The organism is Tannerella forsythia 92A2 (assembly GCF_000238215.1).
Classification (GTDB): Bacteria; Bacteroidota; Bacteroidia; order Bacteroidales; family Tannerellaceae; genus Tannerella; species Tannerella forsythia.
The window spans coordinates 1,011,425-1,026,574 of sequence record NC_016610.1 but is presented as its reverse complement, the minus strand read 5'-3'; the positions used below and the strand labels follow the sequence as shown (position 1 = coordinate 1,026,574).

The 15,150-nt window shown below is 49.9% G+C and carries 12 protein-coding genes; 3 read left to right on the top strand and 9 right to left on the bottom strand.

Going from position 1 to position 15,150, the window contains the following annotated elements; all coding sequences use genetic code 11:
- Positions 1–45: 45 nt before the first annotated feature.
- The 4 genes from porZ to leuS all read right to left on the bottom strand — a co-directional run bounded on the left by porZ (position 46) and on the right by leuS (position 6,804).
- Positions 46–2,355 carry a type IX secretion system anionic LPS delivery protein PorZ gene (gene porZ, locus BFO_RS04135; RefSeq protein WP_014224369.1) on the bottom strand — a complete coding sequence of 770 codons (2,310 nt, stop codon included), beginning with the start codon at positions 2,353–2,355 and terminating at the stop codon, positions 46–48.
- A 72-nt stretch (positions 2,356–2,427) separates the two neighbouring features.
- Positions 2,428–2,949: an RdgB/HAM1 family non-canonical purine NTP pyrophosphatase gene (gene rdgB / locus BFO_RS04130; RefSeq protein WP_046472633.1), complete on the bottom strand. Its 522-nt coding sequence runs from the start codon at positions 2,947–2,949 to the stop codon at positions 2,428–2,430.
- A 145-nt stretch (positions 2,950–3,094) separates the two neighbouring features.
- The gene (locus BFO_RS04125; RefSeq protein WP_014224367.1) at positions 3,095–3,970 is read right to left on the bottom strand and encodes a YitT family protein; all 876 of its coding nucleotides are present in this window, start codon (positions 3,968–3,970) and stop codon (positions 3,095–3,097) included.
- Positions 3,967–6,804, bottom strand: coding sequence for a leucine--tRNA ligase (gene leuS / locus BFO_RS04120; protein ID WP_014224366.1), 2,838 nt, complete (start codon positions 6,802–6,804; stop codon positions 3,967–3,969). Before leuS ends, BFO_RS04125 begins: the two co-directional genes overlap by 4 nt.
- Positions 6,805–7,127: 323 nt before the next feature.
- On the opposite strand from leuS, the gene BFO_RS04115 reads away from it, so the two are divergent.
- Positions 7,128–7,859: a hypothetical protein gene (locus tag BFO_RS04115; RefSeq protein ID WP_140230616.1), complete on the top strand. Its 732-nt coding sequence runs from the start codon at positions 7,128–7,130 to the stop codon at positions 7,857–7,859.
- Here the strand turns inward: BFO_RS04115 and ybeY are convergent.
- A complete protein-coding gene (gene ybeY / locus BFO_RS04110; RefSeq protein ID WP_014224364.1) occupies positions 7,852–8,277 on the bottom strand; it encodes an rRNA maturation RNase YbeY in 426 nt (141 codons plus the stop codon). The two genes, BFO_RS04115 and ybeY, sit on opposite strands and share 8 nt — an antisense overlap.
- Positions 8,274–9,509 (bottom strand): nucleoside recognition domain-containing protein, encoded by a 1,236-nt coding sequence (locus BFO_RS04105; protein ID WP_014224363.1) that lies wholly within the window; start codon positions 9,507–9,509, stop codon positions 8,274–8,276. Before BFO_RS04105 ends, ybeY begins: the two co-directional genes overlap by 4 nt.
- Before the next feature lie 97 nt (positions 9,510–9,606).
- Here BFO_RS04105 and BFO_RS04100 point away from each other — a divergent pair, with 97 nt between their 5' ends.
- Together BFO_RS04100 and BFO_RS04095 are read left to right on the top strand one after the other, a co-directional pair.
- Positions 9,607–10,572: a 2-hydroxyacid dehydrogenase family protein gene (locus tag BFO_RS04100; RefSeq protein ID WP_041591109.1), complete on the top strand. Its 966-nt coding sequence runs from the start codon at positions 9,607–9,609 to the stop codon at positions 10,570–10,572.
- A complete protein-coding gene (locus BFO_RS04095; RefSeq protein WP_014224361.1) occupies positions 10,569–11,285 on the top strand; it encodes a DNA alkylation repair protein in 717 nt (238 codons plus the stop codon). Before BFO_RS04100 ends, BFO_RS04095 begins: the two co-directional genes overlap by 4 nt.
- 124 nt (positions 11,286–11,409) lie before the next feature.
- On the opposite strand, the gene pckA is transcribed toward BFO_RS04095, so the two are convergent.
- The 3 genes from pckA to BFO_RS04080 all read right to left on the bottom strand — a co-directional run bounded on the left by pckA (position 11,410) and on the right by BFO_RS04080 (position 14,924).
- Complete coding sequence (gene pckA, locus BFO_RS04090) at positions 11,410–13,002, bottom strand: phosphoenolpyruvate carboxykinase (ATP) (protein WP_014224360.1); 1,593 nt, start codon at positions 13,000–13,002, stop codon at positions 11,410–11,412.
- A 226-nt stretch (positions 13,003–13,228) separates the two neighbouring features.
- Positions 13,229–13,660: a phospholipase gene (locus tag BFO_RS04085; RefSeq protein ID WP_099046130.1), complete on the bottom strand. Its 432-nt coding sequence runs from the start codon at positions 13,658–13,660 to the stop codon at positions 13,229–13,231.
- A 31-nt stretch (positions 13,661–13,691) separates the two neighbouring features.
- A complete protein-coding gene (locus BFO_RS04080) occupies positions 13,692–14,924 on the bottom strand; it encodes a 3-phosphoshikimate 1-carboxyvinyltransferase (protein WP_014224358.1) in 1,233 nt (410 codons plus the stop codon).
- Between the last annotated feature and the right edge of the window lie 226 nt (positions 14,925–15,150).

Below are 15,150 nucleotides of genomic sequence, written 5' to 3'. Positions count from 1 at the left end.
CGGCTCCGTTTTTTCCATGTTTTGCGCTTTATTTAAAAAAATCGTTTATTGAACGACTGCAATTTTCGTGACTACACTTTCAGCGCCTTGCGGAGTAGAGGCCAGGACAAGGTAGATCCCTGCGGCGACACGTCGACCGTTATGTGAACGGCCGTTCCATGTAGCTTGGCCGCCGGCCGATTTTGTCTGATAAATCAGGTTCCCGTTCAGATCGGTAATCTTGATGTTCGAGTTGGCCATCAAGCCGGTAATCGTTACACTTCCATCGAAATCAGGGCGAACAGGATTTGGAAAGGCATACACATCGGAGTAGTTAGAACGGGCTTCGGTGGCAGTGCCGAGATAGGAGATGATGCCTTTATCGGTGCCGATAAAGACTTCGCCCGTTTTATGATCGATGGCAATACTCAGGATATTATCGGAAAGGAGAGGAGAATTATCGGCCGTAAAGTGTTCGATGGTTTCCGTTCCGGTGGGGTTAATGAGAAATATCCCGGAGCTACCGGTTCCGATCCATTTACGGTTTCCGCCATCCACCGCAATCGCATTGATTTGTTCACTACTCAGGAACAGACCATTCGATCCGTCATCGTTGGGGCGTACAATCATACTCCCAAAAAAGTTTTTCGGGTCTTTGATTGCATTCTCGGGTGCAGAGCATATGATCGGCCCTTGATCTGTGCCAAGCCATATTCCACCGTTCAGGTCTTCGGCCATACAATAAATGTTATTTAGATTCAGCGCCTCTCCACGAGCGTTCTTTAATGTGCCAAAAAAGTTCGACTTATCGTCGGAAGGTTCTGTCGGCGTACCGTTATCATCGAATACAAGAATCCCTGTATTGCCGCGCGGAACATTGACCCATTTGTGCCCTTTGGAGGTAATCATGATTCGACCGATAAAAGTAGCATTACTTACGCCTTTGAAGAATAACGACTTCCAGGTCCCGTCAACAGTCCGTACAACAATACCGTTGGGGGCACTACAGTTTGTCATCCATAAATTTTTATTCTTATCGAAACAAATACCGCCAACACGCACGTAATGTTCTTGCTCCGTTTCAAGAGCTGGTCGCAACGGTGTGTTCTTATGATTATATAATTGCACAAAGGCATTATCTTTTATTTCGATGACTCCTTCGCCAAAGGATGAAACGAAGTAATGATTCGCATCGTCAGGATCGACGGCAATGTCTAAGAAATCACGAATATCGTAACCGATCGCTTTTGCTGCAGCTCCTTCGTCGAAGTTTGTCCATTTCCCGTTTTCATAAGACATCAGAGTCCCTGCTCTATACCCTCGCGCCGTAGGAGTATATGTTCCTCCGGCAATGAGCAGTTTTCCTTTTTTTATGAACATAAGATCATTATAGTTTCGTTTAGGGCCCTCGATATTCAACCCTGAAACGATTGTTTCAAACGAGTTCGCATTTTTTCGCCGGATGCCGATCAGTCCTTTCGTGCCGGATGCAATCCAGTAGGTATTCGTATTCTTAAGTGCGGATACATCTTTGACATCTCCGGGCGAAACGGTCTCGGCAGGACTTTCGAGCGAAGTGTAGATGTAAAGGTCGCCACCCGTATGAGCCAACAGACGGTCGCCCTGAATCGTCATTCCTTCGATATAAATCTGTTTCACCAACGGTATGATTTGTCCGTCGTCGTTCCGGTAGTAGAGACCGGCACCTGGAATGCAGAGGCAGAGTTTATCCTGAAAGATACCGATGCGAACGATTTTCTTTTTATCAAGGTCTGCATCATGAATAGGAAGCTGCTTCCAGTTATTGAAATCCATCAGGTTATCTTTTGTGGACGCGGTGTAAAGGCCTCGTTCGGTAGAAGCATAGATCATCTCTCCGCGCAGGCATGAGGAATACACTTTCATGCCTAACTTATAAGACTCGAAAACTTCTTTCTTTTTCATGTCAATCACCACGATGCCGAAGTGAGTCGACAGATACGCCTTTTCTCCGACGAAATTGATTTCGTTCGGGGTTTTATCCTGAATGTTCCCTGCATTCTTAAGATAAGGCAGGTTATACATCCCGTCGCGATTCATCAAGTCGATATTTCCGTTGGAATAGACTACCATCAACATATGAACATCCATGTTGTAGCGGATCAGTTTGATGTCGGAATCGCTCAATCCGTTCAACTTCGTGTACATCTTCACGCTGTTGTCGTTTTTGCCGTAGCCGTAGAGTGCACCGTCGGCCATGGCGTACACGTCGTTTTCCGCCTCGGCTACGGCTGTCGTATTGTAACTCGCCAGATACGTGCGCCATCTCTCATGCTGTTGTGAGCGGATGGAAGTGCTGATAACCAGCAGGAAAAGAATCAGATGTCGGATATTCATTGCTGTTGATTGTTTTTCGTTTGTTAAAGAGATGGGTCTTGCTCTTTCTTTCGTATAACAGGGTCTTGCCGTTTACAGCCCGCTCAAGAAACCGGTCAGTTTACGTACGGCACGCGCACGATGACTGATTCCGTTTTTGACACCCTCGTCCAGCTCGGCAAAGGTTTGTTTGTACCCGTCGGGGACGAATACGGAATCGTACCCGAAGCCATTCGTACCCCGCATGACTTGTGTGATACGTCCGTAAATCATGCCTTCAAACAGATACTCATTGCCCTCGATAATTAGTGCAATCACGGTACGAAACCGTGCATTACGGTTGGACTTCCCGGAGAGGTTCCCGAGCAGTTTGCGAATGTTGGCAATGTTGTCGCACTCCGGACCGGCATAGCGTGCCGAATAAACCCCCGGCTCACCGCACAGCGCATCGACCTCCAGCCCTGTATCGTCAGCGAAGCAATCGTATCCGAGCTTCATTTTCACGTAGCGCGCTTTCTGCATCGCATTACCTTCGAGTGAAGATGACGTTTCGGGCAACTCGTCGGAGCATTTCAGATCCGAGAGACCGAGCACCTCGATCTCCGGTGGCATCATGGCGCGCACCTCCCGGAGCTTATGTTCGTTGTTCGTAGCAAATACCAATGTTTTCACTGCTTTTTCTTCTTTTTTTTAAAACATCCGGCTTTCAACAAATGTTCACCTATCAAAAGAACGCAATCAAAATCGTAAAATTGTATGGCTATGCTTTTATGGGTTCAAAACCTTCACCGTATACTCCGCGTACGACACTTTGCGAAATAAACGCCTGGCTGTCGATTGATTTGATAAGACGGAAGATCGTTACGCTCTCGCGACGCTTGGCAATAAGCACGATCACTTTCATCGGTCTGTGTGAATAGCCGCCTTCGCCGTTGAGGATGGTACATCCCCGTCCGAGGTCTTTGATGATGCGCTCCACAATCTCGTCATATTTGCGCGAAAAGATCAGGAATTGCACCGACTGGGTATTGGCATTGAGAATGCGGTCGAGCATGTACGAGTTGATTCCCATCTCCACGAACCCAAGCACAATCTTGTCGACATTTTGGAAAATAAAATACGAACAACTCACGATCACAAGGTCTAACAAGACCATTCCCGCACCGATGGATACATGTTTGTATTTGTTGATGATTGCCGCAATGATATCGGTGCCTCCCGTACTGCCGCCGGCCGAGAACACGAGTCCCATGCCGGTACCGCAGATTAAAGCGCCGATGATGATCGACATAAAGACTTCACCGCTCTCCATGATGGGTTTACCGCCTAACAGCTGTTCGAAGAACCAGAACCAGAACGACAGAGCGACTACGCCAAAGATCGTTTTTAACAAGAATTTAAGTCCCAATACTTTGAATGCAATAGCAAGCAGAAGAAGATTGATTACGAAATAAGAAGTGGAAACCGGGATGCCCGTTGCAAAATAAATTAAGGCGCCAATACCGCTCAATCCTCCGGTAACCACCTGATTAGAGAGGATAAAACCATTGAATCCGAATCCATACATGGCGGTACCGAGACAGATCAGGAGGTAATCCTTCAAAGGATAATAAATTTTTCGAATCGAATCTTTCATAGTACGATATTTACAATTTTATGAGGTACGACAATGATCTTTCGGGGTGTTTTCCCTTCGATCCATCGTGCAGAGTTCTCATGGGTTAATGCTGCCTTCTCCACTGCTTCGCGCGACAGATCGGCCGGCAGTTCAAGACTGAACCGTGTCTTTCCGTTGAATGAAATGGCATATGTTACCGAGCTTTCGACCAGGTACTGCTCATCGTACGACGGCCATGCCGCATCACAGATGCTCGTCGTGTTGCCGAGGGCATGCCAGAGCTCTTCGGTGATATGCGGAGCAAACGGGGCGAGGACGATCAACAGCGGCTCAAGAATAGCGCGTTTGTGACATTTCAGGCTCGTCAGTTCGTTCAAACAAATCATCAATGCACTGACGGAGGTGTTGTAGGAGAAATGTTCGATGTCGTACGTTACTTTTTTGATCAGTTTATGAAGCGCTTTCCGTTCGTCAGCCGTCGATTCATCGGTGATGACCCCCCATTCGCCGGATTGGCAGTAAAAGATCCCCCACAGTCTTTTCAGGAAGCGGTGAACCCCGTCGATACCGTTCGTATCCCACGGCTTCGACTGTTCAAGAGGACCAAGGAACATTTCGTAGAGACGCAGCGTATCGGCGCCGAACTTCTCAACAATAAGGTCGGGGTTGACGACGTTAAACATCGATTTCGACATCTTCTCAATCGCCCATCCGCAAACGTACCGGCCGTCTTCGAGCACAAATTCGGCATCCTTATATTCGGGATTCCAGTTGCGGAAGGCTTCGATATCCAGAAGATCGTTGTCAACGATATTCACATCTACATGGATCGGCGTCACTTCGTAATTGTCTTTCAGATGGAGTGAAACGAATTGATTTGTACCGACAATGCGATAGACGAAGTTGGATCGTCCCTGTATCATTCCCTGATTGATCAATTTTTTATACGGTTCCTCCTCGCACGAAACGCCGAGATCGTACAGGAATTTATTCCAGAAACGGCTGTAAATAAGGTGTCCCGTAGCATGTTCCGTTCCTCCGATATAGAGGTCGACATTGCGCCAGTATTCGCCCGCTTGCCGTGAAACGAGCGCCCGGTCATTGTGCGGGTCCATATAACGGAGATAGTAGGCTGATGAGCCTGCAAACCCCGGCATGGTACACAGTTCGAGCGGAAATACGGTACGGCGGTCGATTTTCGTGTTTTCTACGACTTGCCGTTTTTCGCAATCCCAGGCCCATGTCGTCGCCCGTCCGAGCGGAGGTTCGCCCGTCTCGGTCGGCAGGAACTTATCGACATCGGGCAGTCTGAGCGGCAGACACTCTTCGGGGATCGGTTGCGGCATGCCCTCGGCATCGTAGTATATCGGGAACGGTTCACCCCAGTAACGCTGGCGGCTGAAGATCGCGTCGCGCAGACGGTAATTGGTTTTGACATAACCCCATTTTTTCTCTTCGATATACCGCTTTGCTTTTGCGATGGCATCGGGAATATCGAGTCCGTTGAGCACCAGACCATCCGGCAGCTCCTTACCCGGCATCGGCGAGTTCATCATTTTGCCTTCCTTGGCGTCGAAACTCTCTTCGGAGATATCGCAACCTTCGATCAACGGAATAATCGGGAGATCGAACTGTTTGGCAAAGGCATAGTCGCGGCTGTCGTGCGCGGGAACGGCCATAATGGCTCCGGTGCCGTATCCGGCCAGCACATAATCACTGATCCAGATGGGAATGGGTTCTTGGGTCATCGGATGGACAGCGTATGAACCGGAGAAGACGCCCGTCATGCGTCGGTCGGAGATGCGTTCGCGTTCGGTGCGTCGTTTGACGGACTCAAGGTAAGCCTCTACCTCCGGCTTCTGTTCGTCGGTCGTAAGTGCAGATACATAGTCGCTTTCGGGGGCAAGGACCATAAAGGTGACTCCGAAAACCGTATCGGCGCGTGTCGTAAAAATCTCGATCATTTTGTCACTTTCTGCAACGGGGAAATACATTTGAGCCCCTTCGCTTCGTCCGATCCAGTTGCGTTGCGTCTCTTTCAGCGATTCGGTCCAGTCGATCCGCTCCAATCCGTCGAGCAGTCGTTGTGCATAGGCTGACACGCGCAGACACCACTGACGCATCACTCTCTGCTCTACCGGATAGCCGCCGCGTATCGAGAGACCTTCGCTCACCTCATCGTTGGCCAATACGGTACCGAGCATCGGACACCAGTTGACCATCGTATCTCCAAGGTAAGCCAGGCGATAATTCATCAAGGTCTCCTGTTGTTCTTTCCGGCTCATCGCCTTCCAATCGCCGGCTGTGAACGTCAACACCTCCGTACAGGCTACATCCAGCTCTTCCGTGCCACCCGTTTCGAATGCTTTCACAAGGTCTTCGATGGGACGTGCCTGTCGGGTGCGGTTACAGTAATAGCTGTCGAACATCCGCAAAAAGGCCCATTGCGTCCAGTGGTAATAGCCGGGTTCGCAGGTACGTACTTCGCGACTCCAATCGAACGAGAACCCGATCTTGTCTAACTGTTCGCGGTAACGGCTGATGTTATTTTCCGTCGTCACCTCCGGGTGCTGACCGGTCTGAATGGCATACTGTTCGGCCGGGAGCCCGTACGCATCGTACCCCATGGGGTGAAGTACGTTAAATCCCTGAAGGCGTTTATAGCGCGCGTAAATATCCGAAGCAATGTATCCCAGCGGGTGGCCTACGTGCAATCCCGCCCCCGAAGGATAGGGGAACATATCTAATACATAATATTTGGGCTTACGGTCATTTTCCTTTACTTCGTAAGTCTTATCTGCGACCCACCGTGCCTGCCATTTCTTCTCGATTTCCCTGAATGTATAATCCATACTTTCACTGTTTGATTCGGTTAACCGTCTGCCGTATGAACTCATACGGCGCGTAACCGACCATTAAACGTTTTTTATATAATTCTTAATTTTGCTGCAAATTTATATGATTTTCTTTAAACTTCGCACAGTCGCTTTTAAAAACAAGGTGAATGGGTTAAGAGAAGTAAAGGAGGAATACAATAGTCCGACCGTGCATTAGCCCGAAAGAAAATCGGGGAAAAAATGGCGATGCGAACAGGCGATTCGAGATTTTTGCTTACTTTTGGGGTGTTAATATGTTAAAGCGTAAAAGTAAGAACATGTTTACGATCGGAAATAGGATGAAAGCAAGCAAGAGTTCAATTCTACCATTGGTGGGGGCGTTTCGGAAGTTTTTGGGGGCAGGGTGCCTATTCTTTCTCCTGTTTTCCGGGTCACATGCACAGGAAGAGGAGCGCAAACTGAATCTGAGAGCGCCGGTTCCGCCGGAGATGGAAAAAGAAAGAGAGATAAAGATGAAACTCAATCTGCCCGATCATCGGTGGGAGTATTCTCATTATCGTCTGTTAAGTACGATGAATCTATCGGACGATTTCCATGTGACTTCGTATCCCGTAGACCGGAAGCTCCGACTCTTTCTGTATAACCGCAGGGAATTGTCGCCGGGGGTGAGTGACGTATATAAGGCCGGCGGCGGCGTTCAAGCCCACATCAACGAGTCGTTTCTTCTTCAGAGCGGTTTTTACGCGATGCGATATACCCATAATTTCGGTTATCGCCCGTACTATGACGGCATAAGTTTCCTTATGACGTCGTATCAGGTAAACTCATGGTTTACCCTCGGAGCTTACGGCCGATACTCGATGGGGGCGAGCCATAATGCGCAACATGGCTCCATGTTATCTTCGCCTTTCGTTCCTCATACCGGCTATGGGGTCTCTGCTACAACGATGTTCAACGATATCTTTGGATTCTATGGTACGGTCGGCCGGGAGTTTAATCCGTTCGAGGGCAAATGGAGAACCGTTTACGACGTTTCTCCCATCATTAATCTCGGTAAACTGTTCAAGTAGCCGGCGTGTCGAGCAGTTGCAGCGCCTCGTTCTCATATCGTTCCATCACGGCGCGGGCGCCCGGCGCTTTGTCGTCGATCCCGCACAGATGCAGGACGCCGTGGATGATCACCCGATACAATTCACTGTCGTATGCCACGGCGAATTTTTCGGCATTGGTACAAACCGTGTCCAGACTGATAAAGAGGTCGCCCGATATCATGTTGTCTTCGGAATAATCGAACGTAATGATGTCGGTATAATAATCGTGCTGTAAGTACATGCGATTTACGTCGAGAATCTTCTCGTCCGAACAGAAAATATAGGCGATATCTCCTACCGTTTTGCCATGAAGAGCTGCTACGCTTTTAATCCAGGCACTTGTCTTCCGCTTGGGGAATACAGGCATTTTTACGTCTTCCGTATTATATGTAATCATACTGAAAAGAATAAATACGTCATGGCTATTGCGGTGAGCGCCCCTGCCAGATCGGCCAGCAGCGCGCACGAAATCGTATGTCGTGTGTTGCGGATGGCAACGCTGCCGTAGTACACGGCCGCCACGTAGAAGACCGTATCCGTCGAGCCTTGCGCCACGCAGGCCAGCCGTCCCACGAACGAATCGGCACCGTATGTTCCCATCGCATCCAACATCATGCCCCGTGCTCCGCTGCCGCTCAACGGTTTCATCAGCATGGTCGGCACGCCTCCTACAAACGTGGCATCCAAGCCCGCTGACGTTACACACCAGCGAAGCCCTTCGACGAGATAATCCATTGCTCCCGATGCCCGGAACACCCCGATGGCCACTAAAATCGCGACTAAGTAGGGAATGATTTTTACTGCGGTGAGGAAACCCTCCTTCGCGCCTTCGATAAAAGCGTCATAAATATTCAATTTTTTCCGTACTCCGCAAATGATGAATCCGCAGATGATGGAAAAAAGCAGCGCGTTAGCGAACAACGTCGAGTATAACGATACTTTCTCTTGCGGAAGTGAGCGGAAGAACCATACCAGACTGCCGATAAAGGTGAAAGCGCCCAGAAAGAAGAGTAATAAATTACGTTGGAAGAGGTTAATCTTTTGGACAATGCCGACAGCTATAATAGCCACGAGCGTAGAGACGAATGTCGTAAGCAAAATCGGCAGAAAGATATCCGACGGATTGGCTGCGCCGTATTGGGCACGATACATCATGATCGTAATCGGGATGACCGTCAGGCCGGAAGCGTTGATATTCAGAAACATGATCATGGCATTGCTGGCCGTATCCTTCTTCGGGTTCAGCTCCTGCAACTGCTGCATGGCACGCAGTCCGATCGGCGTGGCGGCGTTGTCAAGTCCCAACATATTGGCCGAGATATTCATAAAAATAGACCCCGCGGCCGGGTGATCTTTCGGTATCTCCGGAAACAGTTTCCCGAAAACGGGTGAGGCAATCCGGGCAAAAGCATGTATCAGGCCCGCTTTTTCACCTATCTTCATCAGTCCGAGCCAGAGAGAGAGAATGCCCGTCAATCCGATGGATACATCGAACCCCATTCGTGCCGAATCGAAAGTCGAAGAGATAATCTGTGTAAAAACATCGGTGTCCTGAAGAAAAATCAGTTTACACAAAGCAACCACGAAAGCCACTAAGATAAATCCGATCCAAATGTAGTTCAATGCCATTTTTTCTTTCTTTAGGGCACAAAATTAGTAAAACTTCATGGGATTCAACGGATGTTGCGTATTTTTGTCCGACAGTAAACCGTTTTTTTGAATGATCATGAAGAAGATATTAATTACGTATGACATGTTCCGCGAGGGGTTTGCGGAGCTGGAAAGCAGGTATGACGTGACCTTCCCGCCGAAAGGCAAAGATTTTACGTATGATGAAGTGATGGAGATGATTCCGGAGTACGATGTGCTCTGTTCCATGTTGGATTTTCCCGTCAATAAGGAATTGATCGATCGGGCAACCAACCTGAAGTTGGTGGCTAATTATGCCGTGGGATACAATAACATCGATGTTGCGTATGCGTTGGAGAAAGGGATTACGGTGACCAATACGCCGGCGCCGACAACCGAGCCGACAGCCAACCTCGCACTCGTACTCCTGCTCGATACGGCTCGCCGCATTTCCGAATGCGACCGTAAAGTGCGCCTATTCGGCGACCAAATGAAACGAGGTACGCTCGAAAACTTAGGAATGCCGGTGACGGACATGACGCTCGGCATCATCGGGATGGGACGTATCGGGAAAGCGTTGTGCAAACGTGCCAGAGCCTGCGGCATGGAGGTGATCTATCACAACCGTCGCCGGCTCGACCTCCATGAAGAAACAACGGCCGAGGCAACATACGTTACGATGGACGAATTACTTACCCAGTCGGATTTTATCTCGCTGAATGCTCCGTACACTCCCGAGACACACCATATCATCGGTGAGGCGGAATTGAAGAAGATGAAGCCTACAGCTATCCTGATCAATACGGCACGCGGCGCTATGGTGGACGAAAAGGCGTTGATCAAAGCATTGCAGAATAAAGAAATCTACGGAGCCGGGTTGGATGTCTTCGAGTTCAACGACCGTCCGTCTCCCGAGCTGCTGACTATGGATAATGTGGTGCTCACGCCGCATATCGGTACGCAGACTACGTATTCGCGCATCAAGATGGCGCGCGCCGTCAGTGATAACGTCATCGGATTCTTTGAGGACGACCGTCCCGTCAGCCGCGTATTGCATCCATGACCGCCGATTTCATCATTGCGGAATTACAGTCTGTCGGCACACCGGCCAAGGCCGTGCATCTGCAACGGTTCTTTAAGACAGGCCCCGGTCAATACGGTGAAGGTGACGTATTTATCGGGGTCGTTGTGCCGCATATCCGCAGCATTGCCAAGGCTAATCTCGGAACGCCCGTGTCGGAGCTGCACAGATTACTGCGAAGCGATTATCACGAGGCGCGTCTTTGCGCCCTGCTGATCCTGACGGAACGATTCAAAAAAGCTTCCGAAAAAGAACGCTCGGAAATCTACAAGTTCTACCTGAAGCATGCCGACCGGGCGAATAATTGGGACTTGGTAGACTTGACTTGCCCTACCATCGTAGGTCTGTATCTGCTCGATAAAGAGCGTGATATCCTGTATCGAATGGCGAAAAGCGAGTGTTTGTGGGAGCAGCGCATCGCAATCGTTTCGACAATCTCGTTTATCCGAAACAATGAATTTGCCGATACGTTCGCATTAGCCGAGAAACTCTTTTCTCATCCGCACGATTTGATACACAAAGCCGTCGGATGGATGCTGCGCGAAGTCGGCAAACGTGACCGGGAGTCTTTGACAGGCTTCCTCGAACAACATGCGCTCCGGATGCCGCGTACCGCTTTACGATATGCCATAGAACATTACCCCGAACCGCAACGACAATATTTCCTTCAGCTCAAAACCGTTTCACGTGAATAGTTGATCAGCGGTCAGATAAACCGTAAGTTTTACAAGGGCTGATACCTGTGCTGGATGAACTGAAAAAAGGACGCTCTTTTGCAAGAACGCCCTTTTTTTACGCTGCTTCAGGCAGACGGACGGATTAGTCTAACTGCGGTCCTGAAGGGATCAATGCCTTGGCGGCATCGTTGTCGCAGTACTGCTCGAAGTTCTTGATGTACATTGCGGCCAGTTTTTTGGCTTTGGCTTCCCACTCGGCAGCGTTGGCATAGGTCGTACGCGGGTCGAGGATATCGGATACCTTTTCCAGTTTAGCCGGAATGGTGAGGTTCATAATCGGAATGTGTTTTGTTTCCGCTTTCTCAATCGAGCCGTCGATGATGGCATCGATGATGGCACGGGTATCCTTCAGCGAGATCCGTTTTCCGGTACCGTTCCATCCCGTGTTCACCAAGTATGCTCTGGCGTTGTGCTTGTTCATCTTTTCCACCAGACGTTTGGCGTACATCGTGGGGTGAAGCGTGAGGAAAGCTTCGCCGAATGCGGGCGAGAAGGAAGGTTGCGGTTCGGTGATGCCGCGCTCGGTTCCGGCCAGCTTCGAGGTGAATCCGCAGAGGAAGTGATACTGCGCCTGATTGTTGTCGAGGATCGATACCGGAGGCAATACACCGAAAGCGTCGGCCGAGAGGTAGATGATCTTGTCGGCATGTCCGGCACGCGAAGGCAACACGATCTTGTTGATGTGATAGATCGGATAGGAGACACGGGTATTTTCGGTCGTCGAACCGTCGGCAAAGTCGATGTTGCCCTGGTCGTCTACGGTGACGTTTTCCAGCAGGGCGTCGCGACGGATGGCGCGCCAGATGTCCGGCTCGTTCTCTTCGCTCAGGTTGATCACCTTGGCGTAGCAGCCACCTTCGTAGTTGAACACGCCGTGGTCGTCCCAGCCGTGCTCATCATCGCCGATAAGGTAGCGTTTAGGATCGGCCGAGAGCGTCGTTTTACCCGTTCCGGAGAGGCCGAAGAATATGGCCACGTCGCCGTCTTTGCCCACGTTGGCCGAGCAGTGCATCGAGGCAATGCCACGCAACGGCAGGTAGTAGTTCATCAGCGAGAAGATTCCCTTCTTCATTTCGCCGCCGTACCAGGTACCACCGATCACCTGCATCTTTTCTGTCAGGTCGAAGAGGGTGAAGTTTTCGGAGTTCAGTCCGTGCTCCTGCCATTTATCGTTGGTTGTTTTGGAACCGTTCAGACAAACGAAATCGGGCTCACCGTAGTGTGCAAGTTCGTAGTGCGAAGGACGGATGAACATGTTGGTTACGAAGTGAGCCTGCCAGGCTACTTCCATCACAAAACGCACTTTCATGCGGGTATCTTCGTTCGTTCCGCAGAAGGTATCCACCACGTAGAGTTTTTTCGCTTTCGAGAGCTGGGCTACTACGCGGCTTCTGCAGTAATTGAATGCTTCCTTCGTGCAGGGGCGGTTGATGGTGCCGTCCCACCAGAGGGTATCTTTGGTTACGTCGTCTTTTACAAAATATTTGTCTTTGGGCGAGCGACCGGTAAATTTACCGGTATAAACCGCGGTAGCGCCGCTTTTGGTAAGTTTTGCCTTCTCGAATCCTTCGTTGGCCGGATTCATCTCATCTTGAAACAATACTTCGTACGACGGATTGTGTACAATTTCAAAATTGCCCTTGATGCCGTACTTGCTTAAATCTAAATTTGCCATTTTGCGTTTAAGAATTAATTGATTAAAATATGTAATGCTCTTTGTTTCTTTGCTTTGTTTTTGTCAGGAATGATAACCTTTTCCTTATTCAGGTTACAAAAGTACGATGATTTTTCGGAATAGACGATTCAATTAAAGAAATTTTTCTCTATTTCTGATTTGTTTTTGAAGGCACAGGTTGATTTTGCCGTATTTGTCTGTCGGAGAACTGGAGGCTGGCCTTGCGTTATTTTCTTCGTTCGCCTACGATCAGGAAGGTTTCATCTTTGATTGCGTCAGGGAGAAAGATGCCTCGCAATTGGAGACTGCGTACCCAGCCGGAGACTTCATCTTCACGCAGTGTGTAGAGGACTTCTCGAAATTCTTCCACAGCATTATCGGAATAGGCGTCCGACGGTGTACCGCGATAGCCGTCCAGCTCTTCATCGTTATAATATTCGACAGCCCGGCTGACGGCCGCCAGAAGGCTCTCCCGTTCACATAACTCATGCTGCCCGCAGCATTCTGAGGAAACTGCGACATCAGCCGACGGCTCATCGTCGTCAACATGCTCAATTTCGCCGCGCTCATATCTGCGGCGGCGCACATACCGTTCCCATTGTCCCAGTCCTGCGGCAATCAATCCCAGCACGACGATGCTTAGCAGAATATACCCTATAATCATCATTTTACTTCTTTTGTTTGTTCGGTTAAGGGTTTGTTTGGAATCCGGCGGTTTGAAGATCGTCCCAAAAGCGGGGATAGCTTTTCGACACGACTTCGGGGTTTGCGATGCTGATCCCGCCTTTTCGGCGCAGTGCGACGGGAGCAAAAGCCATGGCCATCCGGTGATCGTCATAAGTGGCGATGACCGGTTCCGGTTCGGCGTCGCATCGGTTGCCATCCCATTCAAGAACCTTGCCGTCATGCTCTGTGAGCACGACGCCGAGTTTACGCAGTTCCGTCTGTAATGCCTTCAACCGGTCGGTTTCTTTGATCCTCAGACTCTGCAACCCGCTCAACCGGAACGGGACATGCAGCATGGCACAAGTCACCGCAAGCGTTTGAGCCATATCGGGGATGCGTACACAGTCATAGTCGAAACGGTTCGGTAGGGCCATACCACGTCGCGTAAGCCTGACACGCCCTTCGGATGTAAAGTCGGTGTGTATACCGAACGATCGGAAGAGTGATGCGATGGTTGCATCGCCCTGCAAACTGTCGGGAAGCAATCCGGGCAGTTCGATTTCGACCGGCATCTGCGAGAGGGCCGCTACTTCGTACCAGTAAGAGGCAGCGCTCCAGTCTGCTTCAATCGTAAACGGTATGGGACGAACAGTCTGTGGACGGACGGTAAACGTCTGCCCTTCTTCTTCGACGATGATCCCGAATTGTCGCATGAGTGCGACAGTCAACCGAAGATACGGTTCGGAAACAAGCGTACCCGTCAGGTGCAGACATATTCCGCGCGTCATGGAGGGAGCGATCATCAGCAACGCGGAGATATATTGCGAACTGACGCCTGCGTCAAGGGTTACTTCCCCGCCAGGCAGGCGTCTTCCGGTAACCTTCAGCGGTGGGAAGCCTTCTTTTTCCATATAATCGATCTCCGCACCGAGCGTACGCAAGGCGTCGACCAGTGCGCGGACAGGCCGGTTACGCATCCGATCCGTTCCGGTGAGCGTTCGCTGACCGGGTCGGGAAGCGAAGTAGGCCGTGAGAAAGCGCATGGCAGTGCCGGCAGCCCGAAGGTCTACGGTCTCGCGGTCGGTACATAGCGCATCGAGCATCACAGCCGTATCATCACTGTCGGAAAGATTGTACAGCGGCTGCGGAACGGGAGATAAAGCATTGAGTATCGCCACACGATTACTGATGCTTTTGGAGGCCGGCAGGAAAATCGTTGCACAGATATTATTGGAGGCTTTGACTGTTAAATCCATAATCGACCGCAAAATTACACAATTCTTCGTAACGAGATCGAAAACGAAGCAGATGTTGAAGGAACGACTTGTTTAATTCATGTTAAATCCGCACTTTTAAGCCTCTAAAGAATGTGAATCCCGAGAATTTATTTTAGCTTTGCAGTCCGTATTCAGGACGCATGGGAAAAAAGATGTGACGAAATCTATAGGAAGACATATAAACAAATATACAAACTTAACAACA